This window comes from uncultured Nitratireductor sp., from assembly GCF_913053745.1.
Classification (GTDB): domain Bacteria; phylum Pseudomonadota; class Alphaproteobacteria; order Rhizobiales; family Rhizobiaceae; genus Nitratireductor.
In genome coordinates, this window is the sequence record NZ_CAJXGF010000125.1 from 1 (window position 1) to 13,490 (window position 13,490).

The 13,490-nt window shown below is 59.6% G+C and carries 13 protein-coding genes; 1 reads left to right on the forward strand and 12 read right to left on the reverse strand.

Going from position 1 to position 13,490, the window contains the following annotated elements:
* The 4 genes from QZ638_RS17755 to rimP all read right to left on the reverse strand — a co-directional run.
* Nucleotides 1–1,366 (reverse strand): translation initiation factor IF-2 N-terminal domain-containing protein (locus QZ638_RS17755; protein WP_295813246.1); only part of this gene is annotated, 1,366 nt, incomplete at its 3' end.
* Nucleotides 1,363–1,998, reverse strand: a complete 636-nt coding sequence (locus QZ638_RS17760; protein ID WP_295813255.1) for an RNA-binding protein — start codon at nucleotides 1,996–1,998, stop codon at nucleotides 1,363–1,365. The genes QZ638_RS17760 and QZ638_RS17755, both read right to left, overlap by 4 nt.
* A gap of 139 nt (nucleotides 1,999–2,137) precedes the next feature.
* Nucleotides 2,138–3,784 carry a transcription termination factor NusA gene (gene nusA, locus QZ638_RS17765; protein ID WP_295813247.1) on the reverse strand — a complete coding sequence of 549 codons (1,647 nt, stop codon included), beginning with the start codon at nucleotides 3,782–3,784 and terminating at the stop codon, nucleotides 2,138–2,140.
* Between the two features lies 1 nt (nucleotide 3,785).
* On the reverse strand, nucleotides 3,786–4,475 hold the full coding sequence (gene rimP / locus QZ638_RS17770; RefSeq protein ID WP_295813248.1) for a ribosome maturation factor RimP: 690 nt from the start codon (nucleotides 4,473–4,475) through the stop codon (nucleotides 3,786–3,788).
* Between the two features lie 266 nt (nucleotides 4,476–4,741).
* On the opposite strand from rimP, the gene QZ638_RS17775 reads away from it, so the two are divergent.
* On the forward strand, nucleotides 4,742–4,906 hold the full coding sequence (locus tag QZ638_RS17775) for a hypothetical protein (protein WP_295813249.1): 165 nt from the start codon (nucleotides 4,742–4,744) through the stop codon (nucleotides 4,904–4,906).
* A 9-nt stretch (nucleotides 4,907–4,915) separates the two neighbouring features.
* On the opposite strand, the gene QZ638_RS17780 is transcribed toward QZ638_RS17775, so the two are convergent.
* The 8 genes from QZ638_RS17780 to miaB all read right to left on the reverse strand — a co-directional run bounded on the left by QZ638_RS17780 (nucleotide 4,916) and on the right by miaB (nucleotide 13,349).
* Nucleotides 4,916–5,617: a tRNA (guanosine(46)-N(7))-methyltransferase TrmB gene (locus QZ638_RS17780; RefSeq protein ID WP_295813250.1), complete on the reverse strand. Its 702-nt coding sequence runs from the start codon at nucleotides 5,615–5,617 to the stop codon at nucleotides 4,916–4,918.
* 29 nt (nucleotides 5,618–5,646) lie between these two features.
* Entirely contained in the window at nucleotides 5,647–6,927 is a 1,281-nt protein-coding gene (gene metK / locus QZ638_RS17785; protein WP_366936255.1) for a methionine adenosyltransferase, read from the reverse strand.
* Between the two features lie 187 nt (nucleotides 6,928–7,114).
* A complete protein-coding gene (locus QZ638_RS17790; protein WP_295813251.1) occupies nucleotides 7,115–7,528 on the reverse strand; it encodes a helix-turn-helix transcriptional regulator in 414 nt (137 codons plus the stop codon).
* 132 nt (nucleotides 7,529–7,660) lie between these two features.
* Nucleotides 7,661–9,244 carry an apolipoprotein N-acyltransferase gene (gene lnt, locus QZ638_RS17795; protein ID WP_295813252.1) on the reverse strand — a complete coding sequence of 528 codons (1,584 nt, stop codon included), beginning with the start codon at nucleotides 9,242–9,244 and terminating at the stop codon, nucleotides 7,661–7,663.
* Between the two features lie 124 nt (nucleotides 9,245–9,368).
* A complete protein-coding gene (locus tag QZ638_RS17800) occupies nucleotides 9,369–10,424 on the reverse strand; it encodes a hemolysin family protein (protein ID WP_295813253.1) in 1,056 nt (351 codons plus the stop codon).
* Nucleotides 10,425–10,451: 27 nt separating this feature from the next.
* Nucleotides 10,452–10,955 carry an rRNA maturation RNase YbeY gene (gene ybeY, locus QZ638_RS17805; RefSeq protein ID WP_295813254.1) on the reverse strand — a complete coding sequence of 168 codons (504 nt, stop codon included), beginning with the start codon at nucleotides 10,953–10,955 and terminating at the stop codon, nucleotides 10,452–10,454.
* A 13-nt stretch (nucleotides 10,956–10,968) separates the two neighbouring features.
* Nucleotides 10,969–11,964, reverse strand: a complete 996-nt coding sequence (locus tag QZ638_RS17810; protein ID WP_366936256.1) for a PhoH family protein — start codon at nucleotides 11,962–11,964, stop codon at nucleotides 10,969–10,971.
* Between the two features lie 32 nt (nucleotides 11,965–11,996).
* Nucleotides 11,997–13,349, reverse strand: coding sequence for a tRNA (N6-isopentenyl adenosine(37)-C2)-methylthiotransferase MiaB (miaB, locus tag QZ638_RS17815; RefSeq protein WP_295813258.1), 1,353 nt, complete (start codon nucleotides 13,347–13,349; stop codon nucleotides 11,997–11,999).
* Nucleotides 13,350–13,490 lie beyond the last annotated feature (141 nt).

Below are 13,490 nucleotides of genomic sequence, written 5' to 3' on the forward strand. Positions count from 1 at the left end.
CCTTGATGTGATTGATGGACTCGATCGTCTGCGGCATGACGCTGTCGTCGGCCGCCACCACCAGAATGGCAATGTCGGTCGCTTCGGCGCCGCGCGCGCGCATCGCCGTGAAGGCAGCGTGGCCCGGCGTGTCGATGAAGGTGATCGTCTGTCCGTTCTGCTCGACCTGATAGGCACCGATATGCTGGGTAATGCCGCCGGCTTCGCCGGACACGACATTGGCGTGGCGGATGGCATCGAGCAGCGAGGTCTTGCCGTGGTCGACGTGACCCATGATCGTCACGACAGGTGGACGCGACTTCAGGTCCTCGGCTTTGTCGGTAACGTCGAACAGACCTTCCTCGACATCGGATTCGGCGACGCGCTTAACGGTGTGACCAAACTCTTCAGCCACCAGCTCCGCGGTATCCGCGTCGATGACATCGCCGGGCTTGAGCATCTGCCCCTGCTTCATAAAGAACTTGATCACGTCCACGGCACGCTCGGTCATGCGTTGCGCGAGTTCCTGAATGGTGATCGTCTCAGGCAGAACCACCTCGCGGGAAATTTTCTCACGCGGCTCCTGATGCTGAGCACGTTTGAACTTCTCCTGGCGGCGGCGCATCGAGGACAGCGAACGCCCACGCGTTTCACCATCGTCGGAAAGTGCGCGATTGAGCGTGAGCTTCCCGCGGCGGCGCTGATCGTCTCCGCGCGGCTTGGCAGCCGGGCGCGGTGCCTCGGTTTTGGGTGCCGCTCGCTTAACGGGTGCACCTTTACCCTTCGACCGACCGTCCTCTTCCACATCCGGCTCGGACTTCACCTCCGCAGCCGGCGGCGTGCGACGACGCGCGTCTTCCTCTGCCTGGCGGCGCGCTTCGGCCTCGGCCTTCAGTCGCGCGTCTTCCTCCGCCTGACGACGTGCGGACTCTTCACGCTCACGCTCTCGGCGCTCGTCTTCCTCTGCGCGACGCTTCGCCTCTTCGGCGGCACGCTTACGCTCTTCCGCCTCACGCACCTTCGAATCCTGCAGGGCGCGCCTGCGCGCATCGAGTTCGTCTTTGGAAAGCTCGTTGAGAACGACGCCGGAGCGATTGCCGCTCTGGGCCGGACGCGGGCGCTCACGCTGACGCTGCGGGGCCGGCTTGGGTGCAGCAGGCTTCGGCTTGGCTTCAGCGGGTGCCGGCGCGGGCGCAGGCGCCGTCTCGGCGCGTTCGTCAGGCCGTGAGAACTTGCGTTTCTTCGTCTCGACAACGACAGACTTGGAGCGTCCATGCGAGAAGTTCTGGCGCACCGTGCCCTGCTCGACGGAGGGCCGCTTCAGCGTCAGCGTCTTCTTCTTGTCGACGCTCAGCGTCTTGTCGTCACCGGTTTTCGTATCCGTCATTCCACATCCTCTGCGGTGCCCACTGCAACCGCTGCCGGTTTATCCGCGCATTCGCCTCGAAAAGTATCGAGCGTCCTAACGCGTTTCAGCGCCGCCTTGCCCGCGTCCCGCCCGAACACGGCAGCATGTATCACATTTGTAGCCCCCAATGCCAAACTCATTTCTTCTTCGGAAAAAAGTTTGTAAGCGGGTATAGTCGGTCCGCCCAGATGCACCACTGCATATCGCGCGGCCGTGATTTTGCGTATCCCATCCTGCGAAGCTTCCCGCGCATGCAACACGCCATACGCTTTGCCGCTGCGCACAGATGCCTCGACTTTCGCCGCACCCAATGCCACGGCTCCGGCCTTGCGCGCAAGCCCAAGAGCGCCAAGTGCGGCTTTTGAGAGCAATTCGTCGACCAGCGCGCCAAGATTCTCGGGCGGCTTGACCGAGGTTTTCAGGGCCCGGGCGAAAAGGTTCTTTTCCGCCGCTTTGTCGACGTGAATCCGATCAGCGGTAACCCAGCACCCGCGCCCTGGAAGATTGCGCTTGAGATCTGGAACGACCATACCGTCCGGTCCCGCGACGAACCGGATCAGGTCCTCCGCGGGTCGCGCCGTGCGCGAGACAATGCATGTGCGATCGTTCATATCGTCCACGATATCTCCAGAACATCCTGCTGCCGGGCGTCATCGCACAGCTCCGCAGGGATGCGTCAAAAACAGGATCGCGGGGCGCTTCTCACGCGTCACGGGGACTTTCGCGCGCTCCGCAATGCCAATGCCCATATCAGGCTTCTGCGCCTTCGGCAGCCTCGGGCGCCTGCGCATCCTCAGCAGCTTCTGCGCCGTCCTCGGTTTCATCGGCTTCAGCTTCGGCCGCGAGATCCTCCTCGGTGATCCAACCCATCTTGAGACGCGCTGCAACCACCATCTGCTCGGCTTCTGCACGCGATACGTCAAATTTGGACAGGACGCCCGGCTCGAAAACCGTCTCGCCGTCCTTGCGCTCCTTCCAGCCGACCAGATCGTCGATCGCATAACCGGCAAAATCCTCGATGGTTTTCACATCGTCCTCGCCGACCGCGACCATCATAGCAGTGGTAATGCCAGGAATTTCGCGCAGTTCATCCTCGACGCCGAGTTCCTGACGCTTCGCGTCGAACTCCGCCTCAATACGCTCGAGATACTCGCGCGCGCGCATCTGAATTTCTTCGGCGGTTTCTTCGTCGAAACCGTCGATGGACGCGATTTCGCCCGGCTCCACGTAAGCGACTTCATCGACGCTGGTAAAACCTTCCGAAGCCAGCACCTGCCCTACCATCTCATCGACGTTGAGAGCTTCCATGAACAGCGCTGACCGCTCGGTGAATTCCTTCTGGCGGCGGCTCGATTCCTCCTCCTCCGTCAGGATGTCGATGTCCCAGCCCGTAAGTTGCGAGGCAAGGCGCACATTCTGGCCGCGCCGGCCGATGGCCAGCGAAAGCTGGTCATCCGGAACCACCACCTCGATGCGCTCGGCATCTTCATCGAGCACCACCTTGGCGACCTCGGCCGGCTGAAGCGCATTGACGATGAAGGAAGCGGCGTTCTCGTTCCACGGTATGATGTCGATCTTCTCGCCCTGAAGTTCACCGACAACCGCCTGAACGCGGCTGCCGCGCATGCCGACACAGGCGCCGACCGGATCGATGGAGGAATCGTGGCTGATGACCGCGATCTTGGCACGCGAACCCGGGTCGCGGGCCACCGAGCGGATCTCGATGATGCCGTCATAGATTTCCGGCACTTCCATCGTGAAGAGCTTCGCCATGAACTGCGGATGCGTGCGCGACAGGAAAATCTGCGGACCGCGCTGCTCGCGCCGCACGTCATAAACATAGGCGCGAACACGGTCGCCATATTTGAAGATTTCGCGGGGGATCAGCTCGTCGCGGCGGATGATCGCCTCGCCGCGCCCCAGATCGACAATGACATTGCCGTATTCGACGCGCTTGACGGTGCCGTTGACGATCTCTCCGATACGGTCCTTGTATTCATCATACTGACGGTCGCGCTCGGCCTCGCGCACCTTCTGCACAATCACCTGCTTGGCGGACTGTGCGGCGATGCGGCCGAAATCCATGGGCGGAAGCTGCTCGGCGAGAAAATCGCCGGGCTGGGCGTCCGGATTGCGCGTGCGCGCATCCTTCATGGAGATCTCGCGGGCTGGCTCTTCGACGTTCTCGACCACCTCCATCAGACGCTGCAGCTTCATCTCACCCGTCTGCGGATTGATGTCGGCGCGAATATTGGTCTCCTGACCGTAGCGCGACCGCGCGGCCTTCTGGATTGCGTCGGCCATGGCGGCGATGACGATCTGCTTGTCGATGGACTTCTCGCGGGCCACCGCGTCGGCGATCTGGAGAAGCTCCAGCCTGTTCGCACTGACTGCCATGTCACTCTCCTTCAGTGTGGGTTCCGGAGTCTTCATCCCCGGCCGGCTCAGTTGCGTTTTGTTTTACAGACCGCTGGGCGGCCCTTTCCGATGCGGAAGGGCGGCGATTGCGCTTGCGCTCGCGACGCTCTTCCTTGTCCTGCTTCAAGGCATCGCGCACAAGCTCATCGGTAAGAACAAGCCGTGCTTCGGCGATCGCCTCAAAGGGAATTCCGTAGAGAACATCTTCGTCCCCGTCCTCCTCGACGGTTTCCGGTTCGATCGTCACGGTCTCTTCGTCGCTTTCAACGACAAACCCGCGGAAACGCTTGCGGCCCTCGAGCAAAATAGCGGTCTCGATCTTGACCAGATGTCCGGCGGCCGCGGCGAAATCCGCCTTACGTACCAGCGGACGGTCGATGCCAGGCGACGAAATCTCAAGCTGATAGGCAGTATCGATCGGATCCTCGACATCGAGGACGGGTGAAAGCGCCCGACTGACCTCCTCACAATCCTCGACGGTCATGCTGCCATCGGACCGCTCGGCCATGATCTGCAGGGTTGCGCCATCCTGTGCGGTCATGCGAACGCGCACCAGTCGGTATCCGACGGCGCCAAGGACAGGAATGATAATCGCAGCAACACGCGCCTCGATTCCGCTCTCGCGGATGAGCCGATCATCGCCATTCCTGTCGTGTGAAATTGCCGTCATCCGACCTCCGGAACGGCCGCATCTAACAAAAAAGAGCGGGACCGGCGGGACCCACTCTCCGTCATAGCGACCAAGAATTTGAGCGGGATATAGCCGACATGACAGCGCTTTTCAAGAGCGCCTCAGCAAAAGCCAAAGCGTCATGCCCCTCGGCGCACGAAATGTTGCGCCGCACAAAATTGCATGGCTGCCCTGCTCGAACGCCGCTTCTATTTGGTCCACGGCTTCCTTAATCTATGCTGCAACGCACAATGAAAGGATGAACTATGTCTGCCCGTAAATTCGTGACAGGAATTGGCACGTTTTTCAGCGTAATCGAAAGCGCGGTTGCCGTCTCCGCTGCAGTGCGAAATCGCCGCCGCGCACAAGATGCAGATCTGCGCCGGCTCGGCATCGATCCGGAGCAGTTCTACGGTATGCGCGGCGAATAGGGCCGCAGGCTAAACCCGCAGGAAAGTCAGATAAGCCGGGGTCCGCCCTTCACGGATCGCCTTCGCTTCGTAGCGGGTGCCTGGCCAGCCGTCATAGGGCCGACGCCAATCGTCAGCGCTCTGCGCCTGCCATCGAAACGCCGAATGCACATCGCATTTCAGCAGCGTCCAGTCGACATAAGTGTCGATGTCCGAGGCGAAACGAAACCGGCCGCCAGACTTCAGCACACGCGCGAACCGGTCGAGATTCATACGGTTCACGAAACGCCGCTTCCAATGCTTCTTTTTGGGCCAGGGATCCGGATAGAGCAGATCTATCCCGTCGATCGAGGCCTCCGGCAACCAGTCCAGAAGTGCCGTCGCATCGTCATCGTAAACCCGCAAATTCGCCGGTACACCTCCACTCTCTTCGACAGCGGCAGCCAGTTTGGCCATACCGTTGACGAAGGGTTCAACGCCGATGAACCCGACCCGCGGGTGACGGGCAAGCCCATTGAGCAAGTGTTCACCGCCCCCGAAACCGATCTCGAGCCTCACCTCCTCGACAGGTTCGGGAAACAGCACCGTGAGATCGGTCGGCCTTTGATCAAGCGACACGAGCGCCTTATCGAGAAGCGCGGTAAGCGCCGCAGTCTGCCTGGGACGCAGACGCTTTCCGTGACGACGGCCGAAGAAGGCTTCTGTAGCCCGTTTGCGCCGTTCTTCAGCCATGAGACTTTCCGGTATTGGCAAAGCCGCGCTTACGCGGCTTTTGCAACTGCCTGTTTGAGCGCTTTCACCAGATCGGTGCGCTCCCAGGAGAACGAACCGTCGCGGCTTGCCTTGCGACCGAAGTGACCATAGGCGGCGGTCTTCGCATAGATCGCACGGTTAAGATCGAGGTGACGGCGAATGCCGCTCGGCGACAGGTCCATGACCTCGCGGATTGCGATCTCCACTTCTTCCTCGGAGACGCGGCCGGTGCCATGCAGGTCCACATAAACCGACAATGGCTGGGCGACACCGATGGCGTATGAAAGCTGGATTGTACAACGCTCTGCGAGATTGGCGGAGACGACATTCTTCGCCAGATAGCGTGCCGCATAGGCGGCAGACCGGTCCACCTTGGTCGTATCCTTGCCGGAGAATGCGCCGCCGCCGTGGGGCGCCGCACCGCCATAGGTATCGACGATGATCTTGCGTCCCGTCAGTCCGGCATCCCCATCCGGTCCGCCAATGACGAACTTGCCGGTCGGGTTGATGTACCAGTTGCAATCGGACGACACCTTGATGCCACCGGACAAAAGCGCCTCGTGAATATAAGGCTCAACGACCGCCCGCACCTTCCTGCTGTCCCAGGAAACGTCGAGGTGCTGTGTCGACAGAACGATCTCGGTTACCTCCGAAGGCTTACCATCCACATAGCGCACTGTGACCTGCGCCTTGGCATCCGGACCAAGATTGGCAGCATCACCTTCACCCGATTTGCGCGCATCTGCGAGCAATTGAAGAATTTTGTGCGAATAGTAGATAGGTGCCGGCATCAGGTCCGGCGTCTCACGGCAGGCATATCCGAACATGATGCCCTGATCGCCTGCACCTTCTTCGCCCTGGCGGTCGGCCGCGTTGTCCACGCCCTGCCCGATGTCGGGGGACTGCCCGTGCAAGAGCACATCGATCTTCACAGTTCTCCAGTGAAAGCCGTCCTGTTCATAACCGATGGCGCGGATCGCGCGGCGCGCTGCCGAACGGAAGCGCGACGGATTGATGAGCGGGTTGCCCTTTGAATCCTTAACGAACTCGCCGCTTTGCTTGTCTCGTTTGAGCAGGCTCTCGGGAACACGGACTTCACCGGCGATCACGACCCGATTGGTCGTCGCCAGCGTTTCGCACGCTACGCGAACTTTCCATGGGTCCATGCCGGATTTCTTGGCTTCCCGATAAACCAGATCGACGATCTCATCTGAGATGCGATCGCAGACCTTGTCGGGATGGCCTTCGGAAACGGATTCACTTGTAAAGAGATAGTTTTTGCGCGCCACGGGTATCCCCTCTGAGAAGAAGCCGATCAACTTGTCGGCAACAGGCGCCTCCCTGTTAGCCAAGCTCCACTGCGAAGGTCAAGCACAACAGTTGCCCCGCAACGCAAAACGGGGAACGGAATTTCCATCCCCCGCTGATCTGCTGCGCTCGAAAGACGACTTGATCGGTTGCATGAACCGAAAGCCTTCAATCCTGACTTTCGGCCGCCAGCACTTTGACCAGATCAATGATCCGCCGGCGAACCTTCGGATCTGAGATCTTTGCGAAGGCCCGGTTCAATTGAACGCCTTCGCTGCTGTTGAGAAAATCGACGACAAAATCGGCGCCCTCCTCCGCCATCCCCCTTCCGGCGTCGGCGTCTTCACCCGGTGCGCCCTCGAAGAAGAACGATACCGGCGCACTCAGCACCGAAGCGATTGCTTGCAGCCGGCTGGCGCCGACGCGGTTTGTACCCTTCTCGTACTTCTGTATTTGCTGGAAAGTTATGCCCAGGCTTTCACCAAGCTTTTCCTGGCTCATGCCAAGCATGTTTCTTCTTAGCCTGATCCGACCGCCAACATGTATGTCGATCGGATTCGGTTTTTTCTTATTATTGTTCATATATTCCCTCGCCATCCGGCACGGGGTTGCCATTCACCGATCTACGTCATCGACCTCCCAGAGCCCCAAGCCTGTCAAATCGAGTTCACATGTAGTCGGCTTACACACTATGCGTAGCCGAACGGGGCAATGTCAATTCGCTCTCAAGCGTTGAACAATACTTGTTCCAAGAAGCACCACCCCGAATCCCAACGCAACAATCAGTCCGTTGGTTCCCGGATTTGTAAAATAAAATTTCTCCCTTTTTTCAATCGGCAGGACGACGTCCATACTCCCCACGACATTCAGGTCGAATGCGTTGATAACCCTGCCGGAAGAATCGACCACCGCCGATATGCCGGAGTTCGCCGCCCGAACCAGCGGAAGGCCGTTTTCAACAGCGCGCAGCCGCGCCTGACGAAAATGTTGATAAGGTCCCGGCGACACACCGAACCAGGCATCATTGGTAACGTTGAGCAGAACATCGGACTGCTCGGCCGCCTGCGAAACCAGCCATGGGAAAATAATCTCGTAGCACACGAATGGCAGGGCTCGCATGTCGGATGTCACCGAAATCGGATGGCGCACCCCGCCTGCGGTGAAGGGCCCCACCGACTGCACCATCTCTTCAATTCCTAGTTTATTCAAAAGGTTAGAAAACGGCACGTATTCGCCAAAGGGGACGAGGTGAACCTTGTCGACGGCATCGACGATGGAACCGTCCGGCCCGATCGCAACGACAGAGTTGTAATAACGGGTTGCCGTCAAACCATCTCCGGCCTCGGCGCGAACCGCACCGGTGATCAGCATCTGGTCGTCATCCAGAACCTCACCCAATTGCACCAGCGCCTCGGGACGATCGGTGAACAGGAATGGCACCGCTGTCTCCGGCCAAACGATTAATTTCGGCTTATGGGCATCGTCGATGACAGGCCTGCGCGTAAGGTCGAGAAGAGTGTTGAAAATGCGGGTTTGCTCAGCAGCATCCCATTTTTCCGTCTGAAGAATAGACGGCTGAACGATGCGGATGGGGATCCCCTCTCCGGCGTCGCTCACATTTGAAAGCCTCAGATAACCGTAAGTAAATTGCGCGGCGACAAGTCCAATCGAAAGTATAGCGCCCAGAATGAGGTGCCGACGCGTACCCAACAAAGCTGGCATTGAAAACACAAAAACGGCAAGGATATTCATACCGGTTAGGCCGAATATATTAGCCGACTGCATGCTAAGCGATGTCGGCATTGCCGCATAGCCGATTGCACTCCACGGAAACCCCGTAAAGAGTATGCTCCTAATCCATTCGATTACACCGAAAGCAAAGGCAAGAGCGACGATTCTCATAATCCCGTCGGACCAGAGAAGTCGCGCCAGAAGTGCCGCGAAACCGTAAAAAACAGCCAATAAAGCTGGAAGTCCGAGCACCGCGAACGGCAAAGCCCAGGCAAAATTATCGGCATCGACCAGCAACGCATTGCCGATCCACCACAATCCGAGCAAAAAATAGCCGAACCCGAACCACCAACCGGTTTTGAAGGCCGGAAGCGCGAGCGCGCGCAGACCGCGACCATCTCCCACCGCACCGTCCAGAAGCCAGACGAGAACGGGAAACGCCACAAAACATGCTGCAAAAAAGTCGAATGGCGGCTGTGCGAACGCAGCAAGGCCTCCGGCCAAGAAAGCGACGAGTGATCGTCGCCATCCGCTCAGCAATATCATCCGTCCGGCGAGGCTTTCCATTCACCCATCCGCAAAGCCCGAATCACTCGACAAGCAGTATCAGCAGTTTGCGAAGGTTTGAAACCGTCTCTGCAAACTGTCATGCGCAACCGATGGGAAGTTCGCGCCTACTGCGAGCGGAGCGCTACAAATTGTCGCCTATGCGTGCCGAGCGCCTGCGACGCTCCGACACCCGGTTGTGAACGATGCGCACGCGTTTAACGCGACGCGGATCGGCGTCCAGAACCTGAAATTCGAAACCCGGAATCGCCTGCACCACCTCACCACGCGCCGGGACGCGGCCCAGAACATTGAAGATAACGCCGCCGATTGTATCGACATCTTCGGAGTGCTCTTCGGCGTGAAAATCCTCGCCGATCACTTCCGCGACGTCCTCGATTTCCGCTTTTGCGTCCACCAGGAAGGCGTCCTCGCCGATTTGCTCGATCATGGGAGCGTCATCGTCGTGCTCGTCCTCAATGTCGCCAACCACCATTTCAACGATGTCTTCCAGCGAGACCAGACCGTCTGTGCCTCCATACTCGTCAATGACGAGTGCCATCTGCGTGCGGGACGCCTGCATGTGCGCCATCAAATCCGACGCGAGCATGGACGGGGGCACGAAAAGGATGGAGCGTGGAAGATTAAGGTCGCCGATGGTCCGGTCGAGATCGACCTTTCCGAGATCGAACGCGGAGGGTTCAGGCGCTTTACGACTGCGGCCCTTCTTCGCCCTGGCGGTCTTCGTAATGTGGCTCACGACATCGCGAATGTGCACCATGCCGCGCGGGTCGTCCAGCGTTTCGCCATAAACGGGCATGCGCGAATGGCCGGACTTCTCGAAAGCATTTAAAAGGTCACCCAGCGTGGTGTTCAGATCCACGGCCTCGATATCGGCGCGCGGCACCATCACATCCTCGACACGCAGTTCGCGCAAACGCAGAATGTTCTTGAGCATCGCCCGTTCGCCGGGCGAGAAAGCCGCTGTATCGTGGGTCTGCTCGTCCAGCGCATCCGCCAGATCCTCGCGAAGCGAGGAGCCGTTTCTGATGCCGATCACCGCCATCAATCTCTCCCAGAGGGACAGGCGATTGCCGGGGCTTCGCTGAGGAGGCCTACTAGACCCCTCTTCCCCCTCCTCGGGGGATTTCGTCTCGCCTCCGGACACCTCGCCCGTCGCGATCATCGTGTTCTCTGTCATGGCCGTTTGTTCGATTGAGCCCTTCAGTTAGGCATAGGGATCGTGAATGGCAAGTGTTTGCAGCACTTTGCGCTCCAGATCTTCCATCTCTTCCGCTTCACCATCAGTTTCGTGATCATACCCCAGAATATGCAGGAAACCGTGAACGATCAGGTGCGTCAGGTGATGATCGAAAGGCTTTCGCTCATCCACAGCTTCCCGCGCAATGGTCTCGAAGGCGAGAATGATATCGCCGAGAGGTGGCAGTTCCGCCCCTGGCACGATCATTTCAGGCGCCGGAAAGGAAAGCACATTGGTCGCTTTGTCCTTGCCGCGCCATTCGCGGTTCAACACCTGGATTGCGGTGTCATCCGTAAAGAGCAGACTGACTGCGCCGCCCTGCTGAGATTCGAGCGCAATCATGGAAACCACCGCCCCGATGGCGCGTTCCGCCAGCGTCAGAAGCGCCGTCTCCGAAGCCCAACCGCCGGATTCGACGGCAATTTCGATATCGATCGCCGGCTTACCGCCGGAAGAAAGAAATCCACCCATCAGCCCGCGCGGGTCAGCCCCGTGCCTTTCTGTCGTAGGCCTTGACAATCGCTGCCACCAACGGATGGCGCACGACATCCTTCTCGTCGAAGCGAACCGTGACGATTCCCGGCACATCGCCCAGAACCTCGAGCGCCTCGACGAGACCCGACTTGGTATTGGGCGGCAAGTCGATCTGGCTTGGGTCGCCGGTGACGATCATGCGCGCATTCTCGCCAAGCCGCGTCAGAAACATCTTCATCTGCATCGGCGTGGTGTTCTGCGCCTCATCGAGGATAACCACCGAATTGGCAAGTGTACGGCCGCGCATAAAAGCCAATGGCGCGATCTCGATCACATCGGCCGCCAGTGCACGCTCCACCTTCTCCGCCGGAATCATATCGTAAAGCGCGTCATAGAGCGGGCGCAGATAGGGGTCGACCTTTTCACGCATATCACCCGGCAGAAAGCCCAGCCGCTCACCGGCCTCAACCGCCGGGCGCGACAAAATGATGCGGTCCACCACGCCACGCTCCAGCAGCATGGCGGCATAGGCCACCGCGAGAAAAGTCTTGCCCGTACCGGCGGGACCGATGCCGAACACCAATTCTGCGCGCTCCAGCGCCCGCATATAGGCATCCTGATTTGCCGAACGCGCATGCACGGTACGCTTGCGCGTGGAAATCTGCGCGGCGGCGAGCTTTCCCTTGCTCTCCATGGTCGGAAAGGTGAGCTGTTCATCGGCGGCGATGGCCAGTCGCACGGCGCCATCCACATCGGAGGGAGCAAGCTCCGTTCCCTTCTGCAGGAGATCGTATAGATAATCGAGCGCGCGGCGTGCCTGCGCGGCGGCCACGCTCTCTCCTTTGACGGTAAGCTGATTGCCCTTCGAGCGGATGTCGACACCGAGCCGCTGCTCGATCTGGGCCAGATTCTCGTCGAATGGCCCGTAGAGGGCACTGGCCAGCTTGTTGTCATCGAAGGTCAGCACGATATGTGCCATGTCCGACGCCCCGGAGGGCAGGTTCATCAACTCAGTGCTGGCGGTCAAACGCCTCTCCTTTACGACACCGGTTCTGCAAACAGGCTGTTGGGGCCTGCCTGCGTGATTCGAACATGAATAATGTCACCGATTTCGCCGGCTTTTTCATCAACAATCACAGGCTGGAGCCAGGGTGATCGGCCGACACGCTGTCCCGGCTGGCGACCGGGCTTCTCGAGAAGCACATCCATTTCCCTGCCGACAAGGCTTTTTACAAAGGCATGTTGCTGCTCAGTAAGAAGGGCCTGCAAAGCCTGAAGCCGTTCATTCTTTACCGCTTCGGGCACCTGATCGCCCAGATCCGCTCCCGGCGTGCCCGGACGCGGCGAATATTTGAACGAGAAGGCCTGCGCATAGGTCACGTCGCGCACGAGCTGCATCGTGTCCTCGAAATCCTGATCGGTCTCGCCGGGGAAACCGACGATGAAATCGCCCGACATGGCGATATCGGGGCGCGCTTCGCGGATGCGGTCGATCAGCCGGCGATAATCGTCACCCGTATGCTTGCGGTTCATCGCCTTGAGGATGCGGTCGGAACCGGACTGCACCGGCAGGTGCAGATAGGGCATCAGCTTCGGCAGGTCGCGATGCGCCGCGATCAGCGCGTCGTCCATGTCGCGCGGATGGCTGGTCGTGTAGCGCAGCCGGTCGAGGCCCGGTATCTCGGACAGCCGGAACAGGAGTTCGCCAAGGCCCCATTCGCGCCCATCTGCGCCTTCGCCATGCCAGGCATTGACGTTCTGGCCAAGCAGCGTCACCTCGCGCACACCGCCTTCGGCAAGGCGCTTCGCCTCGGCGACGATTTGCGCTACGGGCCGGGAGATTTCCGAACCGCGCGTATAGGGCACCACGCAGAAGGTGCAGAACTTGTCGCAACCTTCCTGCACGGTGAGGAACGCCGTCACGCCGCGATTGCGCACTGCGCGCTTCTGCGGCTGCGGCAAATGCTCGAACTTGTCTTCGATGGCGTATTCGGTCTCGACGATCTTTTCGCCGCCAAGCGCGCGCTTCACCACCTTGGGCAGGCGATGATAGGTCTGCGGCCCGATCACCAGATCCACGGCAGGCGCACGGCGCAGGATCTCCTGCCCCTCGGCCTGTGCCACGCATCCGGCCACGCCAATCACCGTTTCGCGGCCGGCCTGGCTGCGCTCTTCCTTGAGCTGGCGAATGCGGCCAAGCTCGGAATACACCTTTTCCGCCGCCTTCTCGCGAATATGGCAGGTGTTGAGGAGAACGAGGTCCGCCTCTTCGATCTGATCAGTCGGAGCATAACCATCCGCCGCCAGCGCATCGGACATGCGCTGCGAATCGTAGACATTCATCTGGCAGCCATAGGTTTTGACGAAAACCTTCTTGTCGGCGGGGCGCATCACGGATGCGTCGCCAGTGTTTTCGGAGCTGCTCGTTTCCGGCGCGATATTCTGTTCCATGCCGGTTTCCTAACGTTTTTGCGTGTCAAAAAACAGACGATTCTTCGCAGTGTGATGAATCCGTCAAATTTCGGTGCCGCG

Excerpts from the sequence above, each read along its gene's own strand:
- QZ638_RS17760 (WP_295813255.1), bottom strand. The coding sequence starts at position 1,998 with ATGAACGATCGCACATGCATTGTCTCGCGCACGGCGCGACCCGCGGAG.
- nusA (WP_295813247.1), bottom strand. The coding sequence starts at position 3,784 with ATGGCAGTCAGTGCGAACAGGCTGGAGCTTCTCCAGATCGCCGACGCG.
- rimP (WP_295813248.1), bottom strand. The coding sequence starts at position 4,475 with ATGACGGCAATTTCACACGACAGGAATGGCGATGATCGGCTCATCCGC.
- QZ638_RS17775 (WP_295813249.1), top strand. The coding sequence starts at position 4,742 with ATGTCTGCCCGTAAATTCGTGACAGGAATTGGCACGTTTTTCAGCGTA.
- QZ638_RS17780 (WP_295813250.1), bottom strand. The coding sequence starts at position 5,617 with ATGGCTGAAGAACGGCGCAAACGGGCTACAGAAGCCTTCTTCGGCCGT.
- QZ638_RS17790 (WP_295813251.1), bottom strand. The coding sequence starts at position 7,528 with ATGAACAATAATAAGAAAAAACCGAATCCGATCGACATACATGTTGGC.
- lnt (WP_295813252.1), bottom strand. The coding sequence starts at position 9,244 with ATGGAAAGCCTCGCCGGACGGATGATATTGCTGAGCGGATGGCGACGA.
- QZ638_RS17800 (WP_295813253.1), bottom strand. The coding sequence starts at position 10,424 with ATGACAGAGAACACGATGATCGCGACGGGCGAGGTGTCCGGAGGCGAG.
- ybeY (WP_295813254.1), bottom strand. The coding sequence starts at position 10,955 with ATGGGTGGATTTCTTTCTTCCGGCGGTAAGCCGGCGATCGATATCGAA.
- QZ638_RS17810 (WP_366936256.1), bottom strand. The coding sequence starts at position 11,964 with ATGAACCTGCCCTCCGGGGCGTCGGACATGGCACATATCGTGCTGACC.
- miaB (WP_295813258.1), bottom strand. The coding sequence starts at position 13,349 with ATGCGCCCCGCCGACAAGAAGGTTTTCGTCAAAACCTATGGCTGCCAG.